This is a genomic window from Pedobacter sp. AC379 (genome assembly GCF_979258145.1).
Genome location: NZ_OZ409839.1, coordinates 2,729,631 through 2,753,128 on the forward strand (window position 1 = coordinate 2,729,631; position 23,498 = coordinate 2,753,128).

Below are 23,498 nucleotides of genomic sequence, written 5' to 3' on the forward strand. Positions count from 1 at the left end.
TCTGAATATAATAGCATGCTAAACCCAATATATACCGTTGCCAAAATAGCCGAAATTTTAAAAGCCGATACCAAAATGGTTGATGGAGAGGTTATTATTCAATACCTCGTGATTGATAGCCGTTCTGTTTTGGTGCCGGAGCATTCTGTTTTTTTTGCACTATCATCCCACCGCGACGGACACGAATTTATAAAAGACGCTTACGCAAAAGATATCCGTAATTTCGTAATTACCGAAGCAAAATACGTTAACCAATACCCCGATTGCAATTTTTTATTGGTTCACGATGCCTTGTCTGCCCTGCAAAAACTAGCCGTTTATCACCGTGAACAGTTCGACTTAAAAACCATTGGCATTACCGGCAGTAACGGTAAAACGATTGTTAAGGAATGGTTGTATCAGCTATTAGCCGCTGATTTTAACATTGTTAAAAGCCCGAAAAGTTATAATTCTCAAATTGGCGTGCCACTTTCCATCTGGCAGCTTGAAGCAGATCATACCCTTGGCATTTTTGAGGCCGGAATTTCTGCGGTAAATGAGATGCAAAGTCTGGCTGAAATTATAAAACCTGAGGTAGGGATTTTAACCAATATTGGCGAAGCACATGCCGAAGGGTTCAGTTCTAAAAAAGAAAAACTGACTGAGAAACTGAAACTTTTTGCTGCATCTGAACTTTTTATTTATTCGCCAGAATATGTAAGCGAAATAAGCATTAAAGAATTGCCAGGCAAAAAACAGTTTAGCTGGAGTAGTAAGCAGGCTGCTGATTTACAGGTGGTTGCTGTAGAGCCTATTGAAGGAAATTGTTATCTGAGGGCAATTTATCAAAATCGTGAAATTGAATGCATTCTGCCTTTTAAAGATAAAGCTTCGATAGAAAATGGCATGATTTGCTGGGCAACGCTGCTCGCTTTAGGTTACACACCAGAGCAGGCCGATTTGCGTCTGGAGAAGCTAAGTCATGTGAGCATGCGTTTGGAACTGAAAAACGGAATTAACCAATGTTCCATTATCGACGATTCATACAGTGCTGATATTTCATCGCTGGCGATAGCACTCGATTTCTTAAACCAGCAAAACCAGCATCCAAAGAAAACAGTTATTCTTTCTGAATTATTTGAAACAGGAAGGGACGATTTCGATTTATATACGGAAATAGCCGAATTGCTCTTACAGAAGAAGGTAAACCGATTAATTGGTATTGGCACACATATTTCGCGCTTTGCTGGCATTTTTAACTTCGAAACCGAGTTTTTTGATGATACCAATGCCTTTATTGAGGCTTTCCCGGGTTTGCAATTTAACCATGAAACCATATTGGTAAAAGGAGCCAGGCGCTTTGAATTCGGCAGAATCAGTAAATTGCTTACCCAAAAAATACATGATACTGTTTTAGAAATCGATCTGAATGCCATGGTGGGCAATCTGCATTTTTATCGTGCAAAGGTTAAACCGGGAGTAAAAATAATGGCTATGGTGAAGGCTTTCTCTTATGGTAGCGGAAGTTTTGAAATAGCCAATTTATTGCAGTTTCATAAGGTAGATTATTTGGCTGTTGCTTATGCCGATGAAGGCATTGCATTACGAAAAGCTGGAATTACTTTGCCTATTATGGTAATGAGCCCTGAAGAATCTGCTTTCGAGGCGATCATAAAACATCACCTTGAACCCGAAATTTACAGTATTGAAATTCTGAACAGTTTCTTAAATTCCCTCTCTGATTATGATTTCGATTACCCTATACACCTCAAAATAGACAGCGGAATGCACCGTTTGGGTTTTGATGAGTCAGAAATAGACCAGCTTTCCATGTTGTTGAAAGATTCGGAGCGGGTAAAAGTTCAGAGTATATTTTCTCACCTGGCGGCAAGTGATGCTGCAGAACACGATGGATTTACCCAACAACAGATTACTAAATTTAAAACCGTTGCCAATCAACTGATCAATGTTTTGGATTACAAACCTTTGCTCCACATTTCTAATACATCCGGCATTTCGCGCTGGCCTGAAGGGCAGCTGGATATGGTGCGTTTAGGCATCGGTTTATACGGTTTTGATTCTGCTTTGGCCAATAATCGGGGCTTACAAACCGTAATGGTACTTAAAACAACCGTTACACAAGTAAAAACCTTGCAACCTGGTGAAACTGTTGGTTATAGCAGAAAAGGTATAATGCCAAACGGCGGTAAAATAGCGACTGTAAAAATTGGATATGCTGATGGTTATACACGTTATTTTGGTAATGGTGTTGGTAAAATGCTGATTAACGGTAATTTAGTTCCTGTAGTAGGTTCTGTTTGTATGGATATGACCATGTTGGATGTAACCGGTATTGATGTAAAACCTGGTGATGAAGCCATAGTTTTTAATAAAGAACATACTATTATGCAACTGGCAAAAGATATCAATACAATCCCTTATGAAATTTTGACAAATATCTCCCAGCGGGTTAAGCGGGTTTATTTTTATGAATAGTTTATTAATTGATGGGTTATGCACCCTACACCGATGAATCAATTACGATTGAACCAATGGCGAATGACTATTGAACGTGCCACGCAAATGAATTAAAAATTGTTATTTTTGCACCATGAATAAAGTCGGGAAAGCTATTTTAAACTATTTGATTAAAGGTTTATTAATTGTTGTGCCCATTGCCGTGAGTATTTTTATTGTAGTTTGGGCAGTTACAACCGTTGATAGCTGGTTAAACGTAAACAATATTTTAGGTGTAAATCCACGCACAGGCGAAAGCCGGAATATCCCAGGTTTGGGTTTATTAACCGTATTAACCCTCATTTTACTTGCAGGAATTTTTGTAACCAATTTGGTAACCGAACCAATGTATAACTGGTTCCAGCGGATTATGCAAAGGTTGCCCTTGCTTAACTTTATCTATTCATCCATCAAAGATTTAACAGAAGCTTTTGTGGGCGATGAAAAGAAATTTAATCACCCTGTGCTGGTTGAGGTGGAAGGTGGATTAAAAAAGATTGGATTTTTAACACAGAACGATCTGCATAAACTTAACCTGCCTAATGAGGTAGCAGTATATTTTCCATTATCTTATTCTTTTGCCGGCCAGCTTTGTATTGTAAGCAGAGAAAAGGTTACCGATTTACACATGACGGCGGCGGACGCCATGAAACTGGTAGTGAGTGGTGGCGTTAGCGGGCTTTAAACACCAAACTATTGTAGCATCTCGCGCGTTTAAACCCCCAAGTGACCGTCTTGCTGAACTTGTTTCAGCATCTATCATACTATGAATTATTTAAGGTTACTTGTCTAATCATTTTCACTTAAACTTAGCTACACGCTAACAATGATATTGAGTAAGCCCTAATCACCGCCAAATAAAATTACCCCACAGATCAAAACGAACACACAGCTATAAAGATCCGTGTTTATCTGTGTCCATCTGTGGTGAGAAACTCTTAACTCAATAACCTGGAGGCGCAACGACCAGGGTAGGTACAAAAAAGTTCCTACTAAGCTTTAAAAAATGCTTTTGAAACTAAGCATGATAAATACAACAATGATAAATCCGAAGAGGAGCCGTGAATAGTATTCCCTTATAAAAAGGCCGCACAATACAACCATATCGTCATCTACATTCGTATGTATCAATCCATTACCTGCAGATGCGTTATATAAAATCTGTTTATCTTTATGGTTATTTAACGACCAGCGACTTAACCAACTGTTCTGGTAGCTCCAATCGAAAGTTTCGCCTGTGGCAAATATGATTTTGGCTTTAAAATTCAACCAATCATACGTAATTACGGCTAAAACTGTGTTTTTGTTATCTACAATTTTAGTTTCGGGTTTAGAAAATCCTTCGCTTTTTAAGAGGTAGATTCCACCCTGAGTAGTGGCAATTGCAGAATTTTTCCATGAACTAAAATTTAAAGAAAATCTCAGCAAACCATTATTTACTACCTGATAGTTACTATCAAATAAACCTTTTCTCCAGTTTAATACCTGTTCCATCTCACAAAAGGGTTAATTTTACTTTTAATTATGGTGATGAAGCGTTGATGTTGAAATAATTGGCATAATGCACACAATAAGTAGCAATGCCCGTTTGTTGTAAATCTGTTTAATAAATAAACCTGCTAAAATCAATAATTCATTGTCTGTATCAGAAGAGATTGCACCACAATTATTGCTGGAACTGTACATGATGTGTTCGTTGTTATAATTGCTTACCGTCCACTGTTTTTTCCATATTCCACTTGATTTCCATTCGTATTGCTCACCCGATTTTAAACTAATTACAGCTTTTGATTTCCAGCAGTCGTAAGTAATCATGGCTACCGTTTCGTTTGTTTTTCTATCAACCACTTTTGTACTCGATTGCCAAACACCCTCATTTATAAACTGATAGTTTTTATCTTCAAAAACGCTTTCTGCATCACTTTTCCACGTTGCAAAAGTTATTGCACCTTTTTGCAGCCCACCAACAAAAAGTTGAAAGTTTCCGTTGAGCCAATTACTTTTCCAATTGATGAATTTCGACATATTTAATTGCGTTTCATTTTAGATGGCAATTCATTTCAGATGTTACATGAAAAAAGTGCTTATTGTTTGTAAGCACTTTTCTGTTTTCAATTAGCAGTTTTCATTTTTCGATTGTCAGTTAACCGATTAACCAATCAATCCATCAAACTTGCCTAGAAATTCGGTTTAAGTACATATTTATCGTAGAAACGGAAAATGTGTTCTGCTGCTTCTTCTGCAGTATCTACCAATCTAAATAGGTTTAAATCTTCTTCATGGATATTGTGTTCTTTTTGCAGCATTGTTCCTTTTATCCAGTCAATTAATCCGCCCCAATAATCTACTCCAAGCAATACAATTGGGAAACGGGCAATTTTACCGGTCTGGATTAGGGTTAAAGCCTCAAAAAGCTCGTCCATGGTTCCAAAACCACCTGGTAAAACCACAAAACCCTGACTATACTTCATAAACATCACCTTGCGGACGAAGAAATAATCAAACTCCAATAATTTATTATGGTCGATATATTTGTTGTGGAATTGCTCAAAAGGTAACTCAATGTTTAAACCTACAGATTTACCGCCATTGGTATGTGCACCTTTGTTACCAGCCTCCATAATACCCGGACCACCGCCTGTTATTACCCCATAACCACGATCGGTTAATAATTTGCCACACTGTTCTGCCAATTGGTAATAGCGGTGTGTTTGCGCTGTACGGGCCGATCCATATATGGTAACGCAAGGACCAATTTTAGCCAGTTTTTCAAAGCCATCTACAAATTCGGCCATGATTTTAAAAATTTGCCAGGAATCTGTTACTTTAATTTCCTGCCAGTCTTTGTTTTCAAAAGCACTTCTAATTTTTTCTTCACTCGTCATATACTGTTATTCTAATATTAAAATCTGGTTTGTGCATCAGTTTTTTTGCTGATGAACAATAAGCCTATAAATGTGATTAAACCGTTAATTAAAATCAGTTCGACACTAAAAACGTAGCCGCCCAATAAAGTGGTAGAGTGCGTAGAAAGCAAGTAACATAAAAAAGGTGATAATAAACAAACTATCGGCACTAATTTATCATGTAAACCGCGTTTTTTTACAAATAATCCAAAACTATAGAGCCCTAAAAGCGGTCCGTAGGTATAAGAGGCAATGGTAAAAATCAAGCTCACTACTGATGAACTGTTAAATGCATTAATCACGAGGATTACCAAAAACATTAAAATTGAAAATGCTACGTGCACCGTATGGCGCTTTTTTACAGCATCTTCTGCGTTTACATTTGCAGCTTTATCCATCCCTAAAAAATCGACACAAAATGAGGTAGTTAATGCGGTAAGGGCAGAATCTGTGGTCGCAAATGTTGCGGCCGTTAAACCCAGCATAAATATAATTGCTGGTATTGCACCTAAGTTATTTAGCGCAATTTCTGGAAACAATAAATCTGTACGTGGTTTGCCTGTAATATGATCTAAAGGAATATCAATTCCATTTTTTGCGGCGAAAATGTATAATAATGCACCAACACTCAAAAAGAAAACATTTAAAATTACAAATACCCCTGTAAAAGTAAACATGTTTTTTTGTGCCTCTTTGATGGTGCCCATACTCAGGTTTTTCTGCATCAAATCCTGATCTAAACCCGTCATGGCGATGGTAACAAAAATACCGCCGATAAACTGTTTACTGAAGTAAAATTTGTTGGTGAGGAAATCATTTAGAAAGAAAATTTTTGAATAGCTGCTGTTTTTTACGGTTTCGAATGCCTGAGGAATATCAAAATTCAGGCTGTTACAAATGAAATAAATCGTTAAAAAAACGGACAGCACCAAGAAAAAAGTTTGCAGTGTATCAGTAATAATTATCGTTTTTAACCCACCTTTAAATGTATACGACCAAATTAAGGCCAGTGAAATTAAAACCGTTAACCAAAATGGAATGCCATAATTATCGAAGATAAAGCGTTGCAAAACAATCACCACCAGGTATAATCTTGTTGCAGATCCTAATGTTCGGCTCAATAAAAATATAGATGCTGCTGTTTTATAACTGAAGTGGCCTAATCTTTTCTCTATGTAGCTATAAATAGAGGTTAAATTCATCCGGTAGTAAAGTGGAAGCAAAACCGTGGCTATAATGATAAAACCAACTGCATTGCCGAGTACGAACTGGAAGTATTGAAACTGGTTTCCGCTTGGTGCACCAACCTCGCCCGGTACAGATATAAAGGTAACACCTGATAGGGCTGTGCCAATCATACCAAAGGCCACGAGGTACCATTTAGAATTTCTGTTGGCTATAAAAAATGTCGAATTGTCGGATGAGTTTTTTGAAGTTACAAATGAAATAATAATCAGCAATAGAAAATAACCGATCAGAAAACATAAGAGAATGGTTGGAGACATAGTTTTGTGTTAAGCTGATAAATGTAAGAAATTCGGATTTAATGTCAATGGGTTTAGTTTTGCTATTTGGTTGATAGCTGATTTGGATTAAGATGACGCATTACATGGGTTTAGTTTCGCTATTTGGTTGATAGCTTATGGTTGATAGCCGATTTGCATAGACATAACGCCCAAAGTATAGGGCTCAATTGGTTTAGTTCTGCTATTGGGTTGATGGCTGATGGTTAAATGGTTGATAGCCGATTTGCATAAACATAGCGCACAAAAGTATATGCTCAATGGGTTTAGTTTTGCTATTGGGTTGATGGCTGATTTGCATAAACATAGCGCACAAAAGTATATCGGGGTTAACTAACCATCTGCTATGTAAATATCCCTTCGCAATTGCCAGTTACCAATAAATAAAGAGGACTGAATGCTGAAACATCAAGCCATCAACAATGAACTATTTAACTATTAACCAATAAACTAATGCCTATTGAACTAACAAAGCATTTTACCTATTTTTGCATTATGAATTTTTCATCCAAACTGCTCGAAGATGCGGTAAACGAATTCTCGAAACTTCCTGGTGTGGGGCAAAAAACGGCTTTACGCTTGGTGTTACATCTTTTAAATAAAGAACAGGAGGAGGTGAATCAGTTTGGCAATACATTTATAAAGCTTAAACAACAGATTAAACACTGCACTACCTGCCATAACATTTCGGATTATACCGTGTGCGAAATCTGTACTTCAATTAAGCGCGATAAAGAAACCATTTGTGTGGTAGAAGATACCCGTGATGTAATGGCCATCGAAAATACCGGACAATACTTTGGGGTTTACCATGTTTTGGGTGGATTAATTTCGCCTATGGATGGAATTGGACCTTCTGATTTATTTATAGAAGGATTGGTGTCGCGGATGGCAGTAGGAGGAATTAAAGAAGTAATTTTAGCCTTAAGTCCTAATATGGAGGGCGATACCACACTTTTCTACCTTTATAAAAGATTAAAAGAATTTAATGTTCCTGTAACTACCATTGCAAGAGGTATTGCTTTTGGTGGCGAGTTAGAATATACCGATGAAATTACGCTCGGCAGATCCATTGTAACCCGCGTGCCTTACGAAACAGCAATGATGAAATAATGGTACAGCGTTTCCTGGTTTTCTCCCTGCTAATTTTATCCGGATTGTTTGTTCAGGCACAAGTTAAAATTCACTCACATAACGATTATACCCACCAAAAACCTTTTTATGATGCCGTGCAAAACAAGGCTTTTTCTATAGAAGCTGATGTTTTTGTAGTTGGCAATTCGTTAATTGTTGCCCATAGTAAAAAAGAAATTAAAACAGGCAATACTTTAGATGCATTGTATTTAAAACGGATAAAAACCTTATCTCACAGTAATGAATATTACGCTTTTCAATTGATGGTTGATGTAAAGGGAGATTGGGATTCGACATATCATTTACTGAATAAGGGTTTAAAAAAATATCAGCAATACTTTAATAAGCAGGGTAAAAATAGCATTGTAGTAATTAGTGGAAACCGCCCGGCTGATAGCAGTTTTCATAAATACCCAAATTTATATTTCGATGGTTTGCCCAACCATATTTATAGCCAGGCCGATTTAGCGAAAGTGGCAATGATCAGCGATAATTTTGCCACTTATTCTAAATGGAAAGGTGTTGGAGAAATTTCAACAATGGATAAAGCTAAATTGTTAAACCTGATTCAAAATGCGCATAAAATCGGTAAACCATTCCGTTTTTGGGGTGCGCCCGATACTAAAGCTTGTTGGAAGCTGTTGCATGAGCTTGGTGCAGATATCATCAATTCCGACGAAGTTACTGAAGCCACAAACTATTTTAAAACAAACTAATCAAATCGTTCTACTCAAAATGAATCTAAAAAATAAAGTAATCATTATCACCGGAGCATCCAGCGGAATTGGAAAAGCCTGTGCCGAAGAATTTGCCAAACGTGGTGCCAACCTGGTTTTAGCTGCCCGTCAATATGTAACACTTTGCGAAATTACTGCCGGACTGGAAAAAAAATATGGCATCAGGGCCGTTGCTGTTCAGGCTGACGTGAGTAAAGAAACAGATTGTGAACTGATTATTAAACAAGCTTTGGTTTCGTTTCAACAGATTGATATTTTGGTTAATAACGCTGGTTTATCAATGCGTGCGCTGTTTAATGATTTAGATTTATCGGTACTTAAAAACCTGATGGATGTAAACTTTTGGGGAACAGTATATTGCACAAAATATGCCTTGCCTGAGATTCTTAAAACCAAAGGAACAGTTGTAGGTGTTTCATCAATTGCAGGTTTCCGCGGTTTGCCGGGCCGAACCGGTTATTCGGCCTCTAAATTTGCAATGAACGGTTTTATGGAATCCCTTCGTACCGAATTATTAAAAACGGGTGTAAATGTGTTATTGGCCTGCCCGGGCTTTACCGCATCAAACATTCGCGTAACCGCTTTATCTAAAGATGGTGCCGCACATGGCGAAACCAGTATGGATGAAGGTAAAATGATGACATCAGAAGATGTAGCAAGCATTATTGCCGATGGGATTGAACAACGCAAACGCACCCTCATCATGACCGGACAAGGTAAATTAGCCGTATGGATGAATAAACTCTTTCCGGCTTTTGTTGATAAAAAGGTTTTTGATTTGTTTGCGAAAGAAAAGAATCCGCTGATTAAAGGATAGTGTATTGCGGTTAATGTTTAGTACGTTAAACCGCATTGGATTTAACTTCAATTACTTTTCAGTCTGAGTGGAGTCGAAGATCAATTATTAAAAATCCACTTTTACAACAATTTCGTTTATTGAGTGAAGAGATAAATCTTTATTATGTACAAATCCCTTGTTTTATTAATGCTCCTTTTTCAAACGATACTTTCTTCTGCACAGGTTAAAAAAGTAAAAAATATCAATTATGCAGGCAATGCTGATGAGGCCAATACGCTGAATATTTTTTATAAAAATGACAGTATAAAAAACAAACCTGTTCTCATTTTTATCCACGGTGGCTCCTGGAGCAGTGGCAAAAAAGAAACCTATTGGTGGTTGGGCAGAAACTTTGCACGTAAGGGCGTTGTTACCGTAATCATCAATTACCGTTTGGCACCAAATGTTCAGTATGAGAAAATGGGCGATGATTGTGCCTTAGCGGTTAAATGGGTAAAAGAGCACATTGCTGATTACACAGCAAGCCCGGATAAAATTTTCGTAATGGGCCATTCTGCAGGAGCGCACTTAGGTGAACTGATCAACGCAGATCCTAAATACTTTAAAAAAGCTGGTATCCAAAATCCGATTAAAGGATTAATCCTGAACGATCCTTTTGGCTTAGATATGCAGGAATATTTAATTACAGCAGAAAAAGATCATTTTTACTTCGATTTCATCAGAACTTTTACTGATCAATCTGCCGTTTGGAAACTGGCTTCACCATTAAATTATGTAAATAACATTAAAAATCCGCATTTACTCTTTTTTGGAAGCAAAACTTACGGAGCCATTAAATTGCAAACGCCAAGGTTATACGAAAAACTTAAAGCTAACAACATTCCTGTAGAAATTAAGGAAATTAAAGGCAAAAGCCATGTACCAATGATTAGTCAGATGATTTTTGGTGGAAATGATTTGTATAAAGATATTGTTGGGTTTATACAAAAGTCATCTTCATAAGAGTTGTCAACTTTTTAGCCTATCTGCTATTCAAGTGGAAAACTCTGGAGAACATGCAATTAAGGCGATAGTATTTTTATTGCACCGACCTAGGTTCCATAAACCTGGCAGCAGCGGGCATCCCGATTCCTTCAATCGAGATAAAGCGTATGGCAGGAAGCTATAACCGATTAGCACGGCAATTGCTTTCCAAAAACAAAAACAAGTTTAACATAAGAAAAAGATACTTACACCGTACGGCTAACCTGATCGAGTTTGCTATAATCCATCACCATTTTACCTTCTTCATTGTGGTAATACATTTTCTCAAATCTAGCATCCATTTCTATTTCCTCATCCTGATAACTGGTTCTGGTGTGAATGGTTTGCGAAAAGGTATCGTCAAAAGCTTTAAGTATTACAAAAACTTCTACTTCGGCAAGCTGCAATTCGGTTAATGATTTCTCGTAAAACGGACTTTCTTCGGTTATAGGATGCACGAGTGTCCAGTTTAAAGAAAGAATCCCAATTTTATCGCGTTCTAAAGCCAACGGATAAAACCTTCGCACTTGTTTATTATCAACCGTTTCGTTATACGACATTACCATTTGCACTTCTACCTCAATGAGTTGATTGCGGCGTAAATTTACTAAACGGCACATCAAACCGTGGCCTTTTTCGTAAGGGGCAATAACCATTTTTTTACTGAAACTCACTTTAGAAGTGGGCCGACTGAAACGGCCATATAATAATCCGGTGGCCAGTGCAAAAGCGAGCAAACCCAGCATACTTTCAAAAGCTGCGAGCACACTGGTAACAAAACCTTGTGGCGAAATATGGCCATAACCTACGGTAGAAATGGTTTGGGCTGAGAAGAAAAAGGCATCAAAAAACTGATCGCGAAATGTAACGCCATTAGCACCATTTAAATTTTCTATTCCTACTGCATTGTATAAAACTGCAAAAATCGTATTTACGACAAGGTAAGCGAGTAGGATGACGAAGAAAAACCGCGGCCAGCTCATGGTAACCAATCGGGTATAAGTATCATCGAACTTAAACCATGGCAAGCCTGTACGTTCTATATTTGCAGAACCATCGGGGTTTAGCATGCGCTGATTTTTGGTTACCGGATTGGATCCGAAGCCCAAATCATCATTAAACTGTACTTTTCTTTTGAAGAAAGACATATATTTTTAGAAAGATTTTGGAATATTAAAAAACTATATCAATATTTGCTTTATACAAACATGATAATTAAAAACTTAAATAACAATTGGTGGTGGCATAACGAAATTCGTTAGGCAAATTCTATTGTTATATATTTTAAAATATTTTAAACACAATGAAAAGGATTGCCCAAAAAGCAATCCTTTTTTTTATGCGATTTTTATAGCGATCGTCATGCTGAATTTATTTCAGCACCTTAAAAAAAAGCTTAAAGGCGACGCTAGGTTTGGTGTATGTACGAAACGGAGGAAGATGAATGGTTAGTGGGGACACAGACCATGGGAGACATAGTAATAACGCCCCGGTTCGTGTATGTATGTAACGGAGGAAGATGAATGGTTAGTGGGGACACAGACCATGGGAAATATAATAATAACGCTACGTTTGGTGTATGTACGAAACGGAGGAAGATGAATGGTTAGTGAGGACACAGACCATGGAGATAAATGAGAAATGAATCACAGATAAAAAAGATGAACACGGATAAAATCTGTGTGTATTCGTGTTCATCTGTGGTTAAATAAGATTGAACAATAAACATGAAAAAAATATTAAACCATTTATTCGAGAACAAGAGTTTTAGCAGGGAAGAGGCAAAGAACATTTTAATTTCCATTTCTGAAGGGGCTTTTAATTCTTCACAGATTGCAGCTTTTATAACTGCCTATGCCATGCGCAACATCACCGTGCAGGAGCTACAGGGGTTTCGTGATGCAATGCTTGATACGTGTGTGAAAGTAAACTTATCGGGTTACGATCTTATTGACCTTTGTGGAACGGGTGGCGATGGTAAAGATACTTTTAATATATCTACCTTATCATCATTTGTGGTTGCAGGTGCAGGGCACCATGTGGCCAAACACGGTAACTATGGTGTATCATCTGGCTGCGGTTCTTCTAACGTGATGGAACATTTAGGTTATACTTTTACTAATGATGAGGATACCTTAAAACGCAATTTGGATAAAGCGGGTATTTGTTTTTTACATGCACCATTGTTTAATCCCGCTATGAAAATTGTGGCACCTATCCGTAAAGAACTGGGTGTGAAAACTTTTTTCAATATGTTAGGGCCAATGGTTAACCCCGGGCAGCCAAAATACCAGATGGTGGGCGTATTTAGTTTAGAACTGGCCCGTTTATATGCTTATTTATATCAGGATACCGATAAAAGTTACACCATTGTACATGCCTTGGAAGGTTATGATGAGGTTTCGTTAACCTGTGATGTGAAAACCTTTTCGAATAAAGGAGAGCAGATTTTAACGCTTCAGGATATGGGTTTTGAGCGGGTTGAGGTAAATGCCATAAAAGGTGGAGATACTGTAGAATCATCAGCGAAAATATTTATGGATGTGTTAAATGGCGAGGCTACAGATGTGCAAAACAATGTGGTGCTTTGCAATTCGGCATTGGCAATTAAGACTATTAAACCTGAATTATCTTTTGCCGATTGTTTTTACGCAGCGGAAGAATCGTTAATGAGCAAAAAAGCATTGGAGAGCTTTAAAAACCTATTGGCATGCTAAAATTAAAAGTTTGCGGAATGCGTTTGGCAGCCAATATTGCTGCGGTTGCAGAGCTTCAGCCAGATTATTTGGGTTTCATTTTTTATGAAAAATCGCAGCGATTAATCAGTGATGTTTCTGCTGAATTAATTAAGTACATTCCTTCTGAGATTAAAACTGTAGGCGTTTTTGTAAATGAAGATATTGAAAAAGTAAAAGATAAGGTAAACACTTTGAAGCTGAAGGCTGTTCAGTTACATGGCAGCGAATCGCCCGAATACTGTGAAACATTAAAATTAAGCTTTCCCGCTTTAGAAGTAATTAAAGCTTTCGGAATAGATGAAGATTTTGATTTTTCAGGTGTCGAAGTTTATTTAAATGTTGTTGATTACTTTTTGTTCGATACCAAAACCAAAGCACACGGTGGATCGGGAAAAACATTTGATTGGTTAGTATTAGATCGATATAAAGATCAAAAGCCTTACTTTTTAAGCGGTGGAATTGACCTTGAACACACCGAAGCAATAAAAAATATACGTGATGAGCGTTTATATGCGCTTGATATTAATAGCAGGTTTGAAATTGAGCCAGGTTTGAAGGATGCCGGGAAGATTAAAGAATTTATTAAAGAAATGAACACGAAATAATGTCATCATGAAGGTGATTAAGTATAAGTTGATCCGTTATTCCCAACTTGATTGGGAATAGTAATGCAATGAGCTTTAAGATTCCCGCCTGTGCTGGAATGACGACTTATCTTGAGCAGCTTTCAATGTGGCAAACTAGTTGATAAAAATATTATGAAATACAAAGTAAACGAAAAAGGATATTATGGAGATTTTGGAGGTGCGTACATCCCCGAAATGCTTTATCCAAACGTAGAAGAATTGCGTCAAAACTATTTAAAGATTATTGATGATGCCGATTTTCAAAAGGAATTTCATCAATTGTTAAAAGATTATGTTGGCCGTCCTTCCCCTTTATACCTTGCTAAAAGATATTCTGAGCGTTTTGGTGCCAATATTTTCTTAAAAAGAGAGGATTTAAATCATACCGGGGCACACAAAATCAACAATACCATCGGGCAGATTTTATTGGCCGAAAAATTGGGCAAAAAAAGAATTATTGCCGAAACAGGAGCGGGGCAGCATGGGGTAGCTACGGCCACAGTTTGTGCTTTACGTAACCTGGAGTGTGTTATTTACATGGGTGAGGTAGATATTGAACGCCAGGCACCAAATGTAGCCCGTATGAAAATGTTGGGCGCAAAGGTTGTTCCGGCAAGTTCAGGAAGTAAAACTTTAAAAGATGCCACCAACGAGGCCATGCGCGATTGGATTAATAACCCGGTTGATACGCATTATATTATCGGTTCGGTAGTTGGTCCACATCCATATCCTGATATGGTTGCCATTTTTCAGTCGATTATTTCTGAAGAAACCAAAAAGCAATTGTTGGAACAAACCGGCAGCGATCAACCTGATTATGTGTTGGCCTGTGTAGGTGGTGGAAGCAATGCCATGGGTATGTTTTACCACTTTATGGATGATGAAAATGTAAAGCTGATTGCTGTTGAAGCTGCCGGAAAAGGGGTATCGAGCGGGTTTTCTGCTGCAACCACTTATTTAGGTAAAGAAGGTGTATTACACGGAAGCAGGAGCATTTTAATGCAAACGCCAGATGGCCAGGTTGTAGAACCACATTCGGTATCAGCCGGATTGGATTATCCGGGTATTGGACCACAGCATGCACATTTGTTTAAAACCGGGCGTGGCCAATATGTTTCCATCACTGATGAAGAAAGTTTAGATGCTGGTTTGCTTTGTACACAATTGGAAGGAATTATCCCGGCCATTGAAAGCGCACACGCTTTGGCTTATTTAGAAAAAATGGAGTTTAAAGGTGGCGAAAATGTAGTGGTTTGCCTTTCAGGCCGTGGTGATAAGGATTTGGATACTTATATTAAATATTTTAACTTATAGATAGATTTGAGAAGTGAGATATTAGAAAGTAGATTTCCTTGCCAGGTCATCAATCTCAAATCTCACATCTCCATCTCACATCTCAAAAGAACATGAATCGAATTAAACAACTCTTCCAGGAGAAGAAAAACATATTATCAATTTATTATACTGCCGGATACCCAAACACCGGCGATACTTTACAGATTGCTGAATTACTAGAGAAATCGGGTGCAGATATGCTCGAGATCGGTTTTCCTTATTCGGATCCTGTTGCCGATGGACCGGTAATTCAGGCCAGCAGTAAACAATCGCTCGATCAGGGCATGACACTTAACTTGCTTTTTGAGCAGTTGAAAGATTTACGTAAAACGGTGAGCATCCCTGTGTTATTAATGGGCTATGTTAATCCTGTTTTGCAGTTTGGTGTCGAAAAATTTTGTGAGGCTTGTGCCGAAGTAGGTGTTGATGGTTGTATAGTACCCGATTTGCCGATGGTAGAGTACGAAGAGTTTTATCAAGATTGCTTTGAGAAACATAACCTGAGCAATGTGTTTTTAATTACCCCTCAAACCGCCGAAGAACGCATTCATAAAATTGATGTTTTAACCAACGGATTTATTTATTTGTTATCATCATCTGCCACTACAGGAAAAAATTTAGAAGTTGGCGATACTACTGAAGCTTATTTTAGCAGGATTAAAAACCTTAACCTAAAGAACCCAACCATGATTGGTTTTGGGATCAGTGATAAACAAACTTTCGATAAAGCCTGCTCGTACGCAAATGGAGCCATTATTGGTACAGCATTCGTTAAAGCAATTGCTCAAGGAAATTTAGAGGAGCAAGTGAGTAGTTTTATGAAAGCGTTTAAAGCTTAATTGTTTACCACTAAGGCACAGAGACACTAAGATTGCGCTTTGTGTACTTTGTGCCTTTGTGGTATTCCTTCCTATGCCATATCATCATTCCTAACCTGATTGGGAATCGTAATGCTGTGGTAGGGTTTTTATGCTGCATTAAGGTTTCCGCCTGCGCCTGAAACACGACCTATCTTAGTAAGCATTATTGGTATTCCTTCCTAGGCCATATCGTCATTCCCAACTTGATTGGGAATCGTAATGCTCTGGTAGGGTTTTTATGCCGCATTAGGTGTCCCGCCTGCGTTTGAAAAACAACCTATCTCATTACAAACTTCATTGCCTTTGTGCCTCTGTGGTTATACCCCTTTCTGCACATCGAGGCAAACAAACTGCCAAATCGCGCATCATTATCCTAACCTGTCAATCTGAATAGCACATCTGTCAGTCAATTTTGCCACGCAGAAAATCACATTTCATCATCTCAAGAAAAATGTTTTAAATTAATAATATGCGTTTTAACAGCTTTAACCGCTGATTTGCACCTGCCAAACAGTGCCTAAAAATGTTTATGACAAATCAATGATTGTGAATTCTGTAATTGGTTCTACATTTGCTTAACGGTGTTAGATTATTTACACCTAATATTCCAATCATGGGAAGTAAAGAAAGAATTCTACGTTTAAAAGATGAAACCAGAACAAAAATTCTGGATGCTGCCTTGAACATTGTTCAAACTGAGGGCTGGCAGGCATTGAGTATGCGTAAAATTGCCGACCAGATTGAGTATACTGCACCAATTATTTACGAGTACTTTTCTAACAAAGATGGCATCTTACTGGAACTTACCAGACGAGGTTATTTGATGTTGGCCAAAGATATCCGCGAGGCCCGAGACAAACACGAATCTCCGGAAGATAAAATGGAAGCCATGTGGATTGCCTACTGGAACTTCGCTTTTAACCATAAAGAATTTTATCAGTTGATGTATGGTGTGGATATGGTTTGTTGTACAGTAAAAAATTCAATGCCCGAAGCCGAAAACGTAGGTGGTATGCTTGGCGATGTGATTGAATCATTATTCGAGAAGAAACCAGTATCAGATGATGATATCTGCATGAAGTATTACACTTACTGGTCTATCATTCATGGCTTAATTTCCATTAACCTGGTTCGCCCTAATGGAAGAACAACCGACGAACTAAACCAACAAATTTTAAAGGATGCCATCAAAGGCATTACATTATCCATTAACAGCTAATTTTTTTTTACCCCTTAATTTAACACTGTTAAATTATTTATACACTTTAATTCCAATTAAATTTAATCATATGAAATCTCTACATCGCTTGTATCCCTTACTTAACACCGTTAAATGGTTTAATAGTATTAAGTTATTGTTAACAATTTCGCTTCTTTCCATTGCTTTGGTGAGTTGTAAATCTGCTCCCGATCAGGCTGCAGCTGCACCACCGCCACCAGTTTTACCTGTAACCTCGATTAATGCGAGTACAGAAACTACGTTTGTAGATTATCCGGCATCGATACAGGGTGCTGTTGATATTGATGTACGGCCGCAGGTTAGTGGTTATTTACAAAGTGTACTGGTTAACGAAGGTGCTTATGTAACTGCAGGCCAAACGCTTTTTAAAATAAATGAAAATCCTTTCCGCGAGGCTTTAAACAATGCAAAAGCAAGCTTACATGCTGCTGAAGCTGCAATTTTAAATGCACAGCTTGAAGTAGATAAATTAACCCCGCTTGTGCAAAATAAGGTTGTATCTGATTTTCAGTTAAAAACTGCTAAAACAGCACTTAAAATAGCACAGGCTAATGCCGAGCAGGCTAAAGCCGGTGTGGCTTCGGCACAAATTAATTTAGGTTATACCAATGTTAAGGCTACCGTAAGTGGTTACATTGGCCGTATCCCTAAAAAACAGGGCAGCCTGGTTTCGCCGACTGACCAGGTTGCTTTAACGCAGTTATCTGATATACATGAGGTACATGTTTATTTCGCACTTGCGGAAAACGACTTCAATAACTTTAATGTAAACTACCCTGGCAAAACCCCTGCCGACAGGATTAAGCATTTACCTGCTGTTGAACTTTTATTATCGGATAACAGTGTTTACCCGCTTAAAGGTAAAATTGACATGATTGATGGTCAGTTTGATAAAAACACGGGTTCTATTACACTCAGGGCTAGTTTCCCTAATGCAAGTGGTGTGCTCCGCTCGGGTAATACGGGCAAAATACATTTAGGGTTACAACATGATGATGCCATTCTGGTACCGCAATCGGCTACGGTAGAAATGCAGGATAAGGTATTTGTATTTACCGTTGGCGATAGCAGCAAGGTTAAAAAACAGGCCATTGGCATTGTGGGTAAAGCAGGTGAAAATTACCTGGTTAACAGTGGTGTTAAAGCGGGCGACCAGATTGTATTGAGCGGCATTGATAAATTACAGGAGGGCATGGTTATCCAACCTCAAAAGGCAGCTGATAAGGTAGCTGTGGCAAAAACAAAAAACTAATACAACACTTAAAGTTTAAGAAGTCATGTTTCAGAAATTTATAAACAGGCCGGTACTTTCAACAGTAATTTCCATCTTATTGGTAATTGTTGGTATACTTGGCTTATCAAAGTTGCCCTTAGAGCGCTTTCCAAATATCGCACCTCCGTCGGTATTGGTTACTGCGGTGTACCCTGGGGCAAATGCCGAAACCATTTTACGTTCGGTAACTCCTTCGCTGGAGGAAGCAATTAACGGTGTGGAGAACATGACATACATGACCTCCAGTGCCAGTAACGATGGTACCCTGGCCATTACAGTATACTTTCAACAGGGAACTAACCCCGATCAGGCTGCTGTTAACGTTCAAAACCGTGTATCGCAGGCTACAAGCCAGTTGCCTGCAGAAGTTGTACAATATGGTATAACCACTACTAAACAGCAAAACAGTTTTATCGGTGCAATTGGTGTTTACTCTGAAGACCCTAAAAAATATGATGCGGTTTTTGTAAACAACTATGCGCAGATTAACATTATACCGGAGCTTAAACGTATCCCTGGTGTAGGTTCTGCAAGTGTATTTGGGGGTATTAAAGATTATTCGATGCGGATTTGGTTAAACCCAAGTCAGTTGGCTACTTATAAAATAACGCCTAATGAGGTTATCGGTGCCATACAGGATAAAAACCTTGAGGCTGCTCCGGGCAGGCTTGGCGAACGTAGCGATGAGGCTTTTGAATATGTAATTAAATATAAAGGTAAGCTTACCAAACCTGATGAGTACCAGAATATCGCGATCCGCTCTAACGCTGATGGTTCTATTTTGCGCTTAAAAGATGTGGCCCGTGTAGAGCTGGGTGCTTATAGTTATGGTAGTGTAAACCGTTTAAACGGGCACGATGGGATTACGATTGGTGTAATTCAGTTATCGGGTTCGAATGCGAATGAGATACAGATTTCGATTGATAAACTGTTGGCAAAACTATCTAAAGATTTTCCGGCAGGGATTAAATATAACCAGTTTTACCGTACCAAAACCGATCTTGATGAATCCATCAACCAGGTTGAGCATACTCTGATTGAGGCTTTCTTGTTGGTGTTTATCGTAGTATTTATTTTCCTTCAGGATTTCAGGTCTACTTTAATTCCGGCTATTGCGGTTCCGGTTGCTATTATTGGTACTTTCTTTTTTATGCAGTTGTTCGGTTTCTCGGTTAACCTTTTAACGTTGTTTGCACTTGTACTGGCTATCGGTATTGTGGTTGATGATGCGATTGTGGTGGTAGAAGCGGTGCATGCAAAAATGGAAGAAGACCCCACGCTTTCTCCTAAGGAGGCCACTACCCAGGCCATGAGCGAAATTACAGGGGCAATTATATCGATTACACTGGTTATGGCTGCGGTATTTTTACCGGTAGGTTTTATGACGGGTTCTACTGGTATATTTTACAAACAGTTTGCTTTAACCATGGCTATTGCCATTATTATATCGGCTGTTAACGCTTTAACTTTAAGCCCGGCGCTTGCTGCTTTATTTTTAAAGAATAAACATGCCGATGGCCATAAGGCTCCTAAGAAAGGCTTTGTAGAAAAGTTTTATGCTGGCTTTAACGGTGGCTTTAACTATATGACTAACCGCTATGTTGGCGGCTTAAAGGTGCTTATCCGTAATAAATGGTTAAGTATGGGCGGGCTTTTGTTAATTGTATTGGTTACGGTTTTCCTGGTAAGCAGAACCAAAACTGGTTTTATCCCTACAGAGGATCAGGGCTTTGTGGCTATTGCGGTTGCAAGTCCATCGGGAACTTCGTTAGCGAATACGAACAAAATGTTAAAACAGGCCGAAAAGGAGTTAAGGGCTATGCCATCGGCAAGGTTCGTAATGTCGTTGGCTGGTTATAACTTTTTAACGGCATCCAACAGTTCGTCGGCAGGACAGATTTTCTTATTGTTGAAACCGAATGAGGAGCGGGGCGAAGTTAAAAACATCGATGAGATACAGAATATTGTAAGGGCTAAAATGGCGGCTATATCTGCTGGTACTTTCTTTGTATTCAGTTTTCCTACGGTGCCTGGTTTTAGTAACGTTGAGGCAATGAATGTGATGTTGCAGGATAAAACAAACGGCAGACTGGATAAATTTAGTGGTGTGGCGAATAACTTTATTGCGAAGTTAATGGCTAAACCTGCAATTGCCTATGCTTTTACTTCGTACAAAGCAGATTATCCGCAGTTACAATTGGATGTTAACGATGAAAAGGCTGATCAGCTGGGTGTAAGTAAAAAGGATATTCTGCAAACGATGCAAACTTATTTCGGTACTGCGCAGGCATCAGATTTTAACCGCTTTGGTAAATATTACCGTGTGGTGGTGCAGGCTGATATTGCCGACAGGACTGACCCTTCGGCTATTGACCGTGTGTTTGTTAAAAACAAAGCTGGCGAAAGTGTGCCAATTAGTACGCTGGTTAAATTAACCCGTGTATATGGTTCGGAAACGGCTTCGCGTTATAACCTGTTTAACTCTATCGAGGTTAATGCAATTCCTAAACCTGGCTTTAGCTCGGGTGATGCGATTAAAGCGATTGAGGAAACGGCCAAAGAACAATTGCCAACTGGTTACGCTTACGAATTTTCGGGCCAAACGCGTGAGGAAATTTCTTCGGGCGGGCAGTCTACAGTGATTTTCCTGTTGTGTTTGGTATTTGTTTATTTCTTATTATCGGCACAGTATGAAAGTTATATCCTGCCATTGGCGGTAATACTTTCTATCCCTACTGGTATATTCGGTGTGTTTGTGGTATTGGGTTTAACTGGTATCGAAAATAACATTTATGTACAGGTAGCACTGATTATGCTTATCGGTTTGCTGGCCAAAAATGCGATTCTGATTGTGGAGTTTGCGGTGCAGCGACGAAGGGCAGGGCTTAGTTTGGTAGATTCGGCTATTGAGGCTGCGCGCTTAAGGATCAGGCCGATCATCATGACATCACTTGCGTTTGTATTCGGCTTATTCCCGATGAGTATTGCAACCGGTCCATCAGCACAGGGTAACCACTCTATCAGTATCGGTGCTGCGGGTGGTATGGTTTCGGGTGTAATTTTAGGTTTGTTCATCATTCCGGTACTTTTCGTGATCTTCCAGGCTTTACAGGAAAAACTATCAAAAAAATCATCAAATGAGGTTGTTCATCACCATGGAGAACCTGTAAATAATCATGCAGTTTATGAAACGGTTTAATCTAATTACCATCCTGCTCCTTGCTTTAATATGGAGCGGATGTTCGGTTTCGAAAGATACAGCCTTGCCTAATGTGGTGCCTGGCTTGTTTAGAAACTCATCACCTAAAGATTCTTCGAGTGTTGGCTCTATGCCTTTGAAGAGTTTTATTAATGACCTTACTGTGCAAAATTTAATTGATACGGCTTTGGTTAAAAATTACGATATGCAAATTGCATTGAAAAATATCGATGCAGCTGAAGTATTGTTTAAACAATCGAAACTGGGCTATTTGCCTGAGCTTAAACTGCAGGTTGCTGCAAGCTCGAGCCGCCCATCGGATAACAGTTTAAACGGCTTAAGTTTAAACCAGTTTACGGGCTCTACACACATTGAAGATTACAATGCTAATTTGGGTGTGGTTTGGGAAGCGGATATCTGGGGTAAAATACGCAATCAAAAAGCTGGCGCTTTAGCCAGTTTTTTGCAAACAGAAGAGGCACGTAAGGCTGTGCAAACGCGTTTGGTAAGTAATGTTGCCCAAGGTTATTATAATTTGCTGATGCTTGATGCGCAGTTGGAAATTGCCAAAAAGAACCTTAAACTGAATGATAGTACACTTCGGATTATCAATTTACAGTTTGATGCCGGGCAGGTTACTTCACTGGCTATACAACAGGCGCAGGCTCAACAGTTAAATGCAGCACAGCTGATACCGCGTTTGGAGCAGAATGTAACTTTACAGGAAAATGCTTTGAGTGTTTTGATTGGTACTTTGCCTAAGGCGATTAACCGCGATAGCCGTTTGGATAAAATGAATATTCCGCAGGATTTAAATGCTGGTTTCCCATCGTCGATGTTGAGCCGCAGGCCTGATATTAAAAGTGCCGAACTGGCTTTAACCATTGCCAATGCAAAGGTTGGGGTTGCAAAAGCAAGTTTATACCCATCGTTGGTAATTACCGCAAGTGGTGGCATCAACTCGTTTAAAGCAAGCAACTGGTTTAACGTGCCTGCATCATTATTCGGCCTGGTTGGTGCGGGGATTACACAACCGATTTTCCAAAGAGGGCAGTTAAAAACTTCTCTTGAACTGGCTAAAATAGACCGTGAGAAATCGGTAATCCAGTTTCGCCAGTCGGTATTAAATGCTGTAGGCGAAGTATCGGATGAGTTAACGAAAGTAGAGAAACTTAAAGCGCAATATAGTATTGCCGAAAAAAGGGCACAAACTTTACAACAGGCATCTAAAAATGCCAGTATGTTATTTAAAAGCGGTATGGCTAATTATTTAGAGGTTATTACGGCACAAGGCAATCTATTACAAAGTGAACTGGAGTTAACTACCATTAAAACTGAACAGCTTAATGCTGTTGTTGGTTTGTACCGCTCGTTAGGGGGGGGATGGCAGTAAGCGTACATCGCTCGTGATTGCTGAGGTTTTACTAGCTTAAGCTGAAGTAATTTATAAAAAGTATTTAAAGCGTTTTTTTACAAAGACACTAAGATTGCCAGGTATTAACTGGTGGTTTTGGTGTTTTTGTTTTTTTAGAGTATTAGGGGAGCATTCATCCGTCATCTCGACCGTAGTGGAGAGATCTTTGGATTTACTATTACCATAAATCCGTCA

19 protein-coding genes are annotated in these 23,498 nt (G+C 38.8%); 14 read left to right on the forward strand and 5 right to left on the reverse strand.

What is annotated here, in order from left to right; genetic code table 11:
- The first annotated feature begins 15 nt into the window (after nt 1-15).
- Both ACZZZW_RS12310 and ACZZZW_RS12315 read left to right on the forward strand, forming a co-directional pair.
- Nucleotides 16-2,475, forward strand: coding sequence for a bifunctional UDP-N-acetylmuramoyl-tripeptide:D-alanyl-D-alanine ligase/alanine racemase (locus ACZZZW_RS12310; protein WP_055910920.1), 2,460 nt, complete (start codon nt 16-18; stop codon nt 2,473-2,475).
- A 115-nt stretch (nt 2,476-2,590) separates the two neighbouring features.
- Nucleotides 2,591-3,181, forward strand: coding sequence for a DUF502 domain-containing protein (locus tag ACZZZW_RS12315; RefSeq protein WP_055910918.1), 591 nt, complete (start codon nt 2,591-2,593; stop codon nt 3,179-3,181).
- A gap of 314 nt (nt 3,182-3,495) precedes the next feature.
- Here the strand turns inward: ACZZZW_RS12315 and ACZZZW_RS12320 are convergent, their stop codons facing one another.
- From ACZZZW_RS12320 to ACZZZW_RS12335, 4 genes are all read right to left on the reverse strand, one after another.
- Complete coding sequence (locus ACZZZW_RS12320) at nt 3,496-3,990, reverse strand: hypothetical protein (protein ID WP_055910916.1); 495 nt, start codon at nt 3,988-3,990, stop codon at nt 3,496-3,498.
- A gap of 24 nt (nt 3,991-4,014) precedes the next feature.
- A complete protein-coding gene (locus tag ACZZZW_RS12325; protein WP_463493748.1) occupies nt 4,015-4,521 on the reverse strand; it encodes a hypothetical protein in 507 nt (168 codons plus the stop codon).
- A 152-nt stretch (nt 4,522-4,673) separates the two neighbouring features.
- Nucleotides 4,674-5,381 (reverse strand): LOG family protein, encoded by a 708-nt coding sequence (locus tag ACZZZW_RS12330; protein WP_055910912.1) that lies wholly within the window; start codon nt 5,379-5,381, stop codon nt 4,674-4,676.
- Between the two features lie 17 nt (nt 5,382-5,398).
- The gene (locus tag ACZZZW_RS12335) at nt 5,399-6,907 is read right to left on the reverse strand and encodes a sodium:solute symporter (protein WP_463493750.1); all 1,509 of its coding nucleotides are present in this window, start codon (nt 6,905-6,907) and stop codon (nt 5,399-5,401) included.
- 513 nt (nt 6,908-7,420) lie between these two features.
- Between ACZZZW_RS12335 and recR the strand changes: the two genes are divergently transcribed.
- The 4 genes from recR to ACZZZW_RS12355 all read left to right on the forward strand — a co-directional run bounded on the left by recR (nt 7,421) and on the right by ACZZZW_RS12355 (nt 10,597).
- Nucleotides 7,421-8,038, forward strand: a complete 618-nt coding sequence (gene recR, locus ACZZZW_RS12340; RefSeq protein WP_055910908.1) for a recombination mediator RecR — start codon at nt 7,421-7,423, stop codon at nt 8,036-8,038.
- Nucleotides 8,038-8,775: a PI-PLC domain-containing protein gene (locus tag ACZZZW_RS12345; protein ID WP_055910906.1), complete on the forward strand. Its 738-nt coding sequence runs from the start codon at nt 8,038-8,040 to the stop codon at nt 8,773-8,775. Before recR ends, ACZZZW_RS12345 begins: the two co-directional genes overlap by 1 nt.
- A 19-nt stretch (nt 8,776-8,794) precedes the next feature.
- Complete coding sequence (locus ACZZZW_RS12350; protein ID WP_055910904.1) at nt 8,795-9,613, forward strand: SDR family oxidoreductase; 819 nt, start codon at nt 8,795-8,797, stop codon at nt 9,611-9,613.
- A 144-nt stretch (nt 9,614-9,757) separates the two neighbouring features.
- Nucleotides 9,758-10,597 carry an alpha/beta hydrolase gene (locus ACZZZW_RS12355; protein ID WP_055910903.1) on the forward strand — a complete coding sequence of 280 codons (840 nt, stop codon included), beginning with the start codon at nt 9,758-9,760 and terminating at the stop codon, nt 10,595-10,597.
- Between the two features lie 227 nt (nt 10,598-10,824).
- Here the strand turns inward: ACZZZW_RS12355 and ACZZZW_RS12360 are convergent, their stop codons facing one another.
- Nucleotides 10,825-11,766 (reverse strand): ion channel, encoded by a 942-nt coding sequence (locus tag ACZZZW_RS12360; protein WP_055910901.1) that lies wholly within the window; start codon nt 11,764-11,766, stop codon nt 10,825-10,827.
- Nucleotides 11,767-12,345: 579 nt separating this feature from the next.
- On the opposite strand from ACZZZW_RS12360, the gene trpD reads away from it, so the two are divergent.
- The 8 genes from trpD to ACZZZW_RS12400 all read left to right on the forward strand — a co-directional run bounded on the left by trpD (nt 12,346) and on the right by ACZZZW_RS12400 (nt 23,282).
- A complete protein-coding gene (gene trpD / locus ACZZZW_RS12365) occupies nt 12,346-13,335 on the forward strand; it encodes an anthranilate phosphoribosyltransferase (protein WP_055910900.1) in 990 nt (329 codons plus the stop codon).
- The gene (locus ACZZZW_RS12370) at nt 13,329-13,961 is read left to right on the forward strand and encodes a phosphoribosylanthranilate isomerase (RefSeq protein ID WP_463493754.1); all 633 of its coding nucleotides are present in this window, start codon (nt 13,329-13,331) and stop codon (nt 13,959-13,961) included. The genes trpD and ACZZZW_RS12370 overlap by 7 nt, the downstream gene beginning before the upstream one ends.
- Before the next feature lie 153 nt (nt 13,962-14,114).
- On the forward strand, nt 14,115-15,296 hold the full coding sequence (trpB, locus tag ACZZZW_RS12375; protein ID WP_132396539.1) for a tryptophan synthase subunit beta: 1,182 nt from the start codon (nt 14,115-14,117) through the stop codon (nt 15,294-15,296).
- A 92-nt stretch (nt 15,297-15,388) separates the two neighbouring features.
- Entirely contained in the window at nt 15,389-16,156 is a 768-nt protein-coding gene (gene trpA / locus ACZZZW_RS12380; RefSeq protein WP_055910895.1) for a tryptophan synthase subunit alpha, read from the forward strand.
- A gap of 634 nt (nt 16,157-16,790) precedes the next feature.
- Nucleotides 16,791-17,396: a TetR/AcrR family transcriptional regulator gene (locus tag ACZZZW_RS12385; RefSeq protein WP_055910893.1), complete on the forward strand. Its 606-nt coding sequence runs from the start codon at nt 16,791-16,793 to the stop codon at nt 17,394-17,396.
- Between the two features lie 70 nt (nt 17,397-17,466).
- Nucleotides 17,467-18,669 carry an efflux RND transporter periplasmic adaptor subunit gene (locus ACZZZW_RS12390; protein ID WP_055910926.1) on the forward strand — a complete coding sequence of 401 codons (1,203 nt, stop codon included), beginning with the start codon at nt 17,467-17,469 and terminating at the stop codon, nt 18,667-18,669.
- Nucleotides 18,670-18,694: 25 nt separating this feature from the next.
- On the forward strand, nt 18,695-21,889 hold the full coding sequence (locus ACZZZW_RS12395) for an efflux RND transporter permease subunit (RefSeq protein WP_463493756.1): 3,195 nt from the start codon (nt 18,695-18,697) through the stop codon (nt 21,887-21,889).
- On the forward strand, nt 21,876-23,282 hold the full coding sequence (locus ACZZZW_RS12400) for a TolC family protein (RefSeq protein WP_463493757.1): 1,407 nt from the start codon (nt 21,876-21,878) through the stop codon (nt 23,280-23,282). Before ACZZZW_RS12395 ends, ACZZZW_RS12400 begins: the two co-directional genes overlap by 14 nt.
- Nucleotides 23,283-23,498 lie beyond the last annotated feature (216 nt).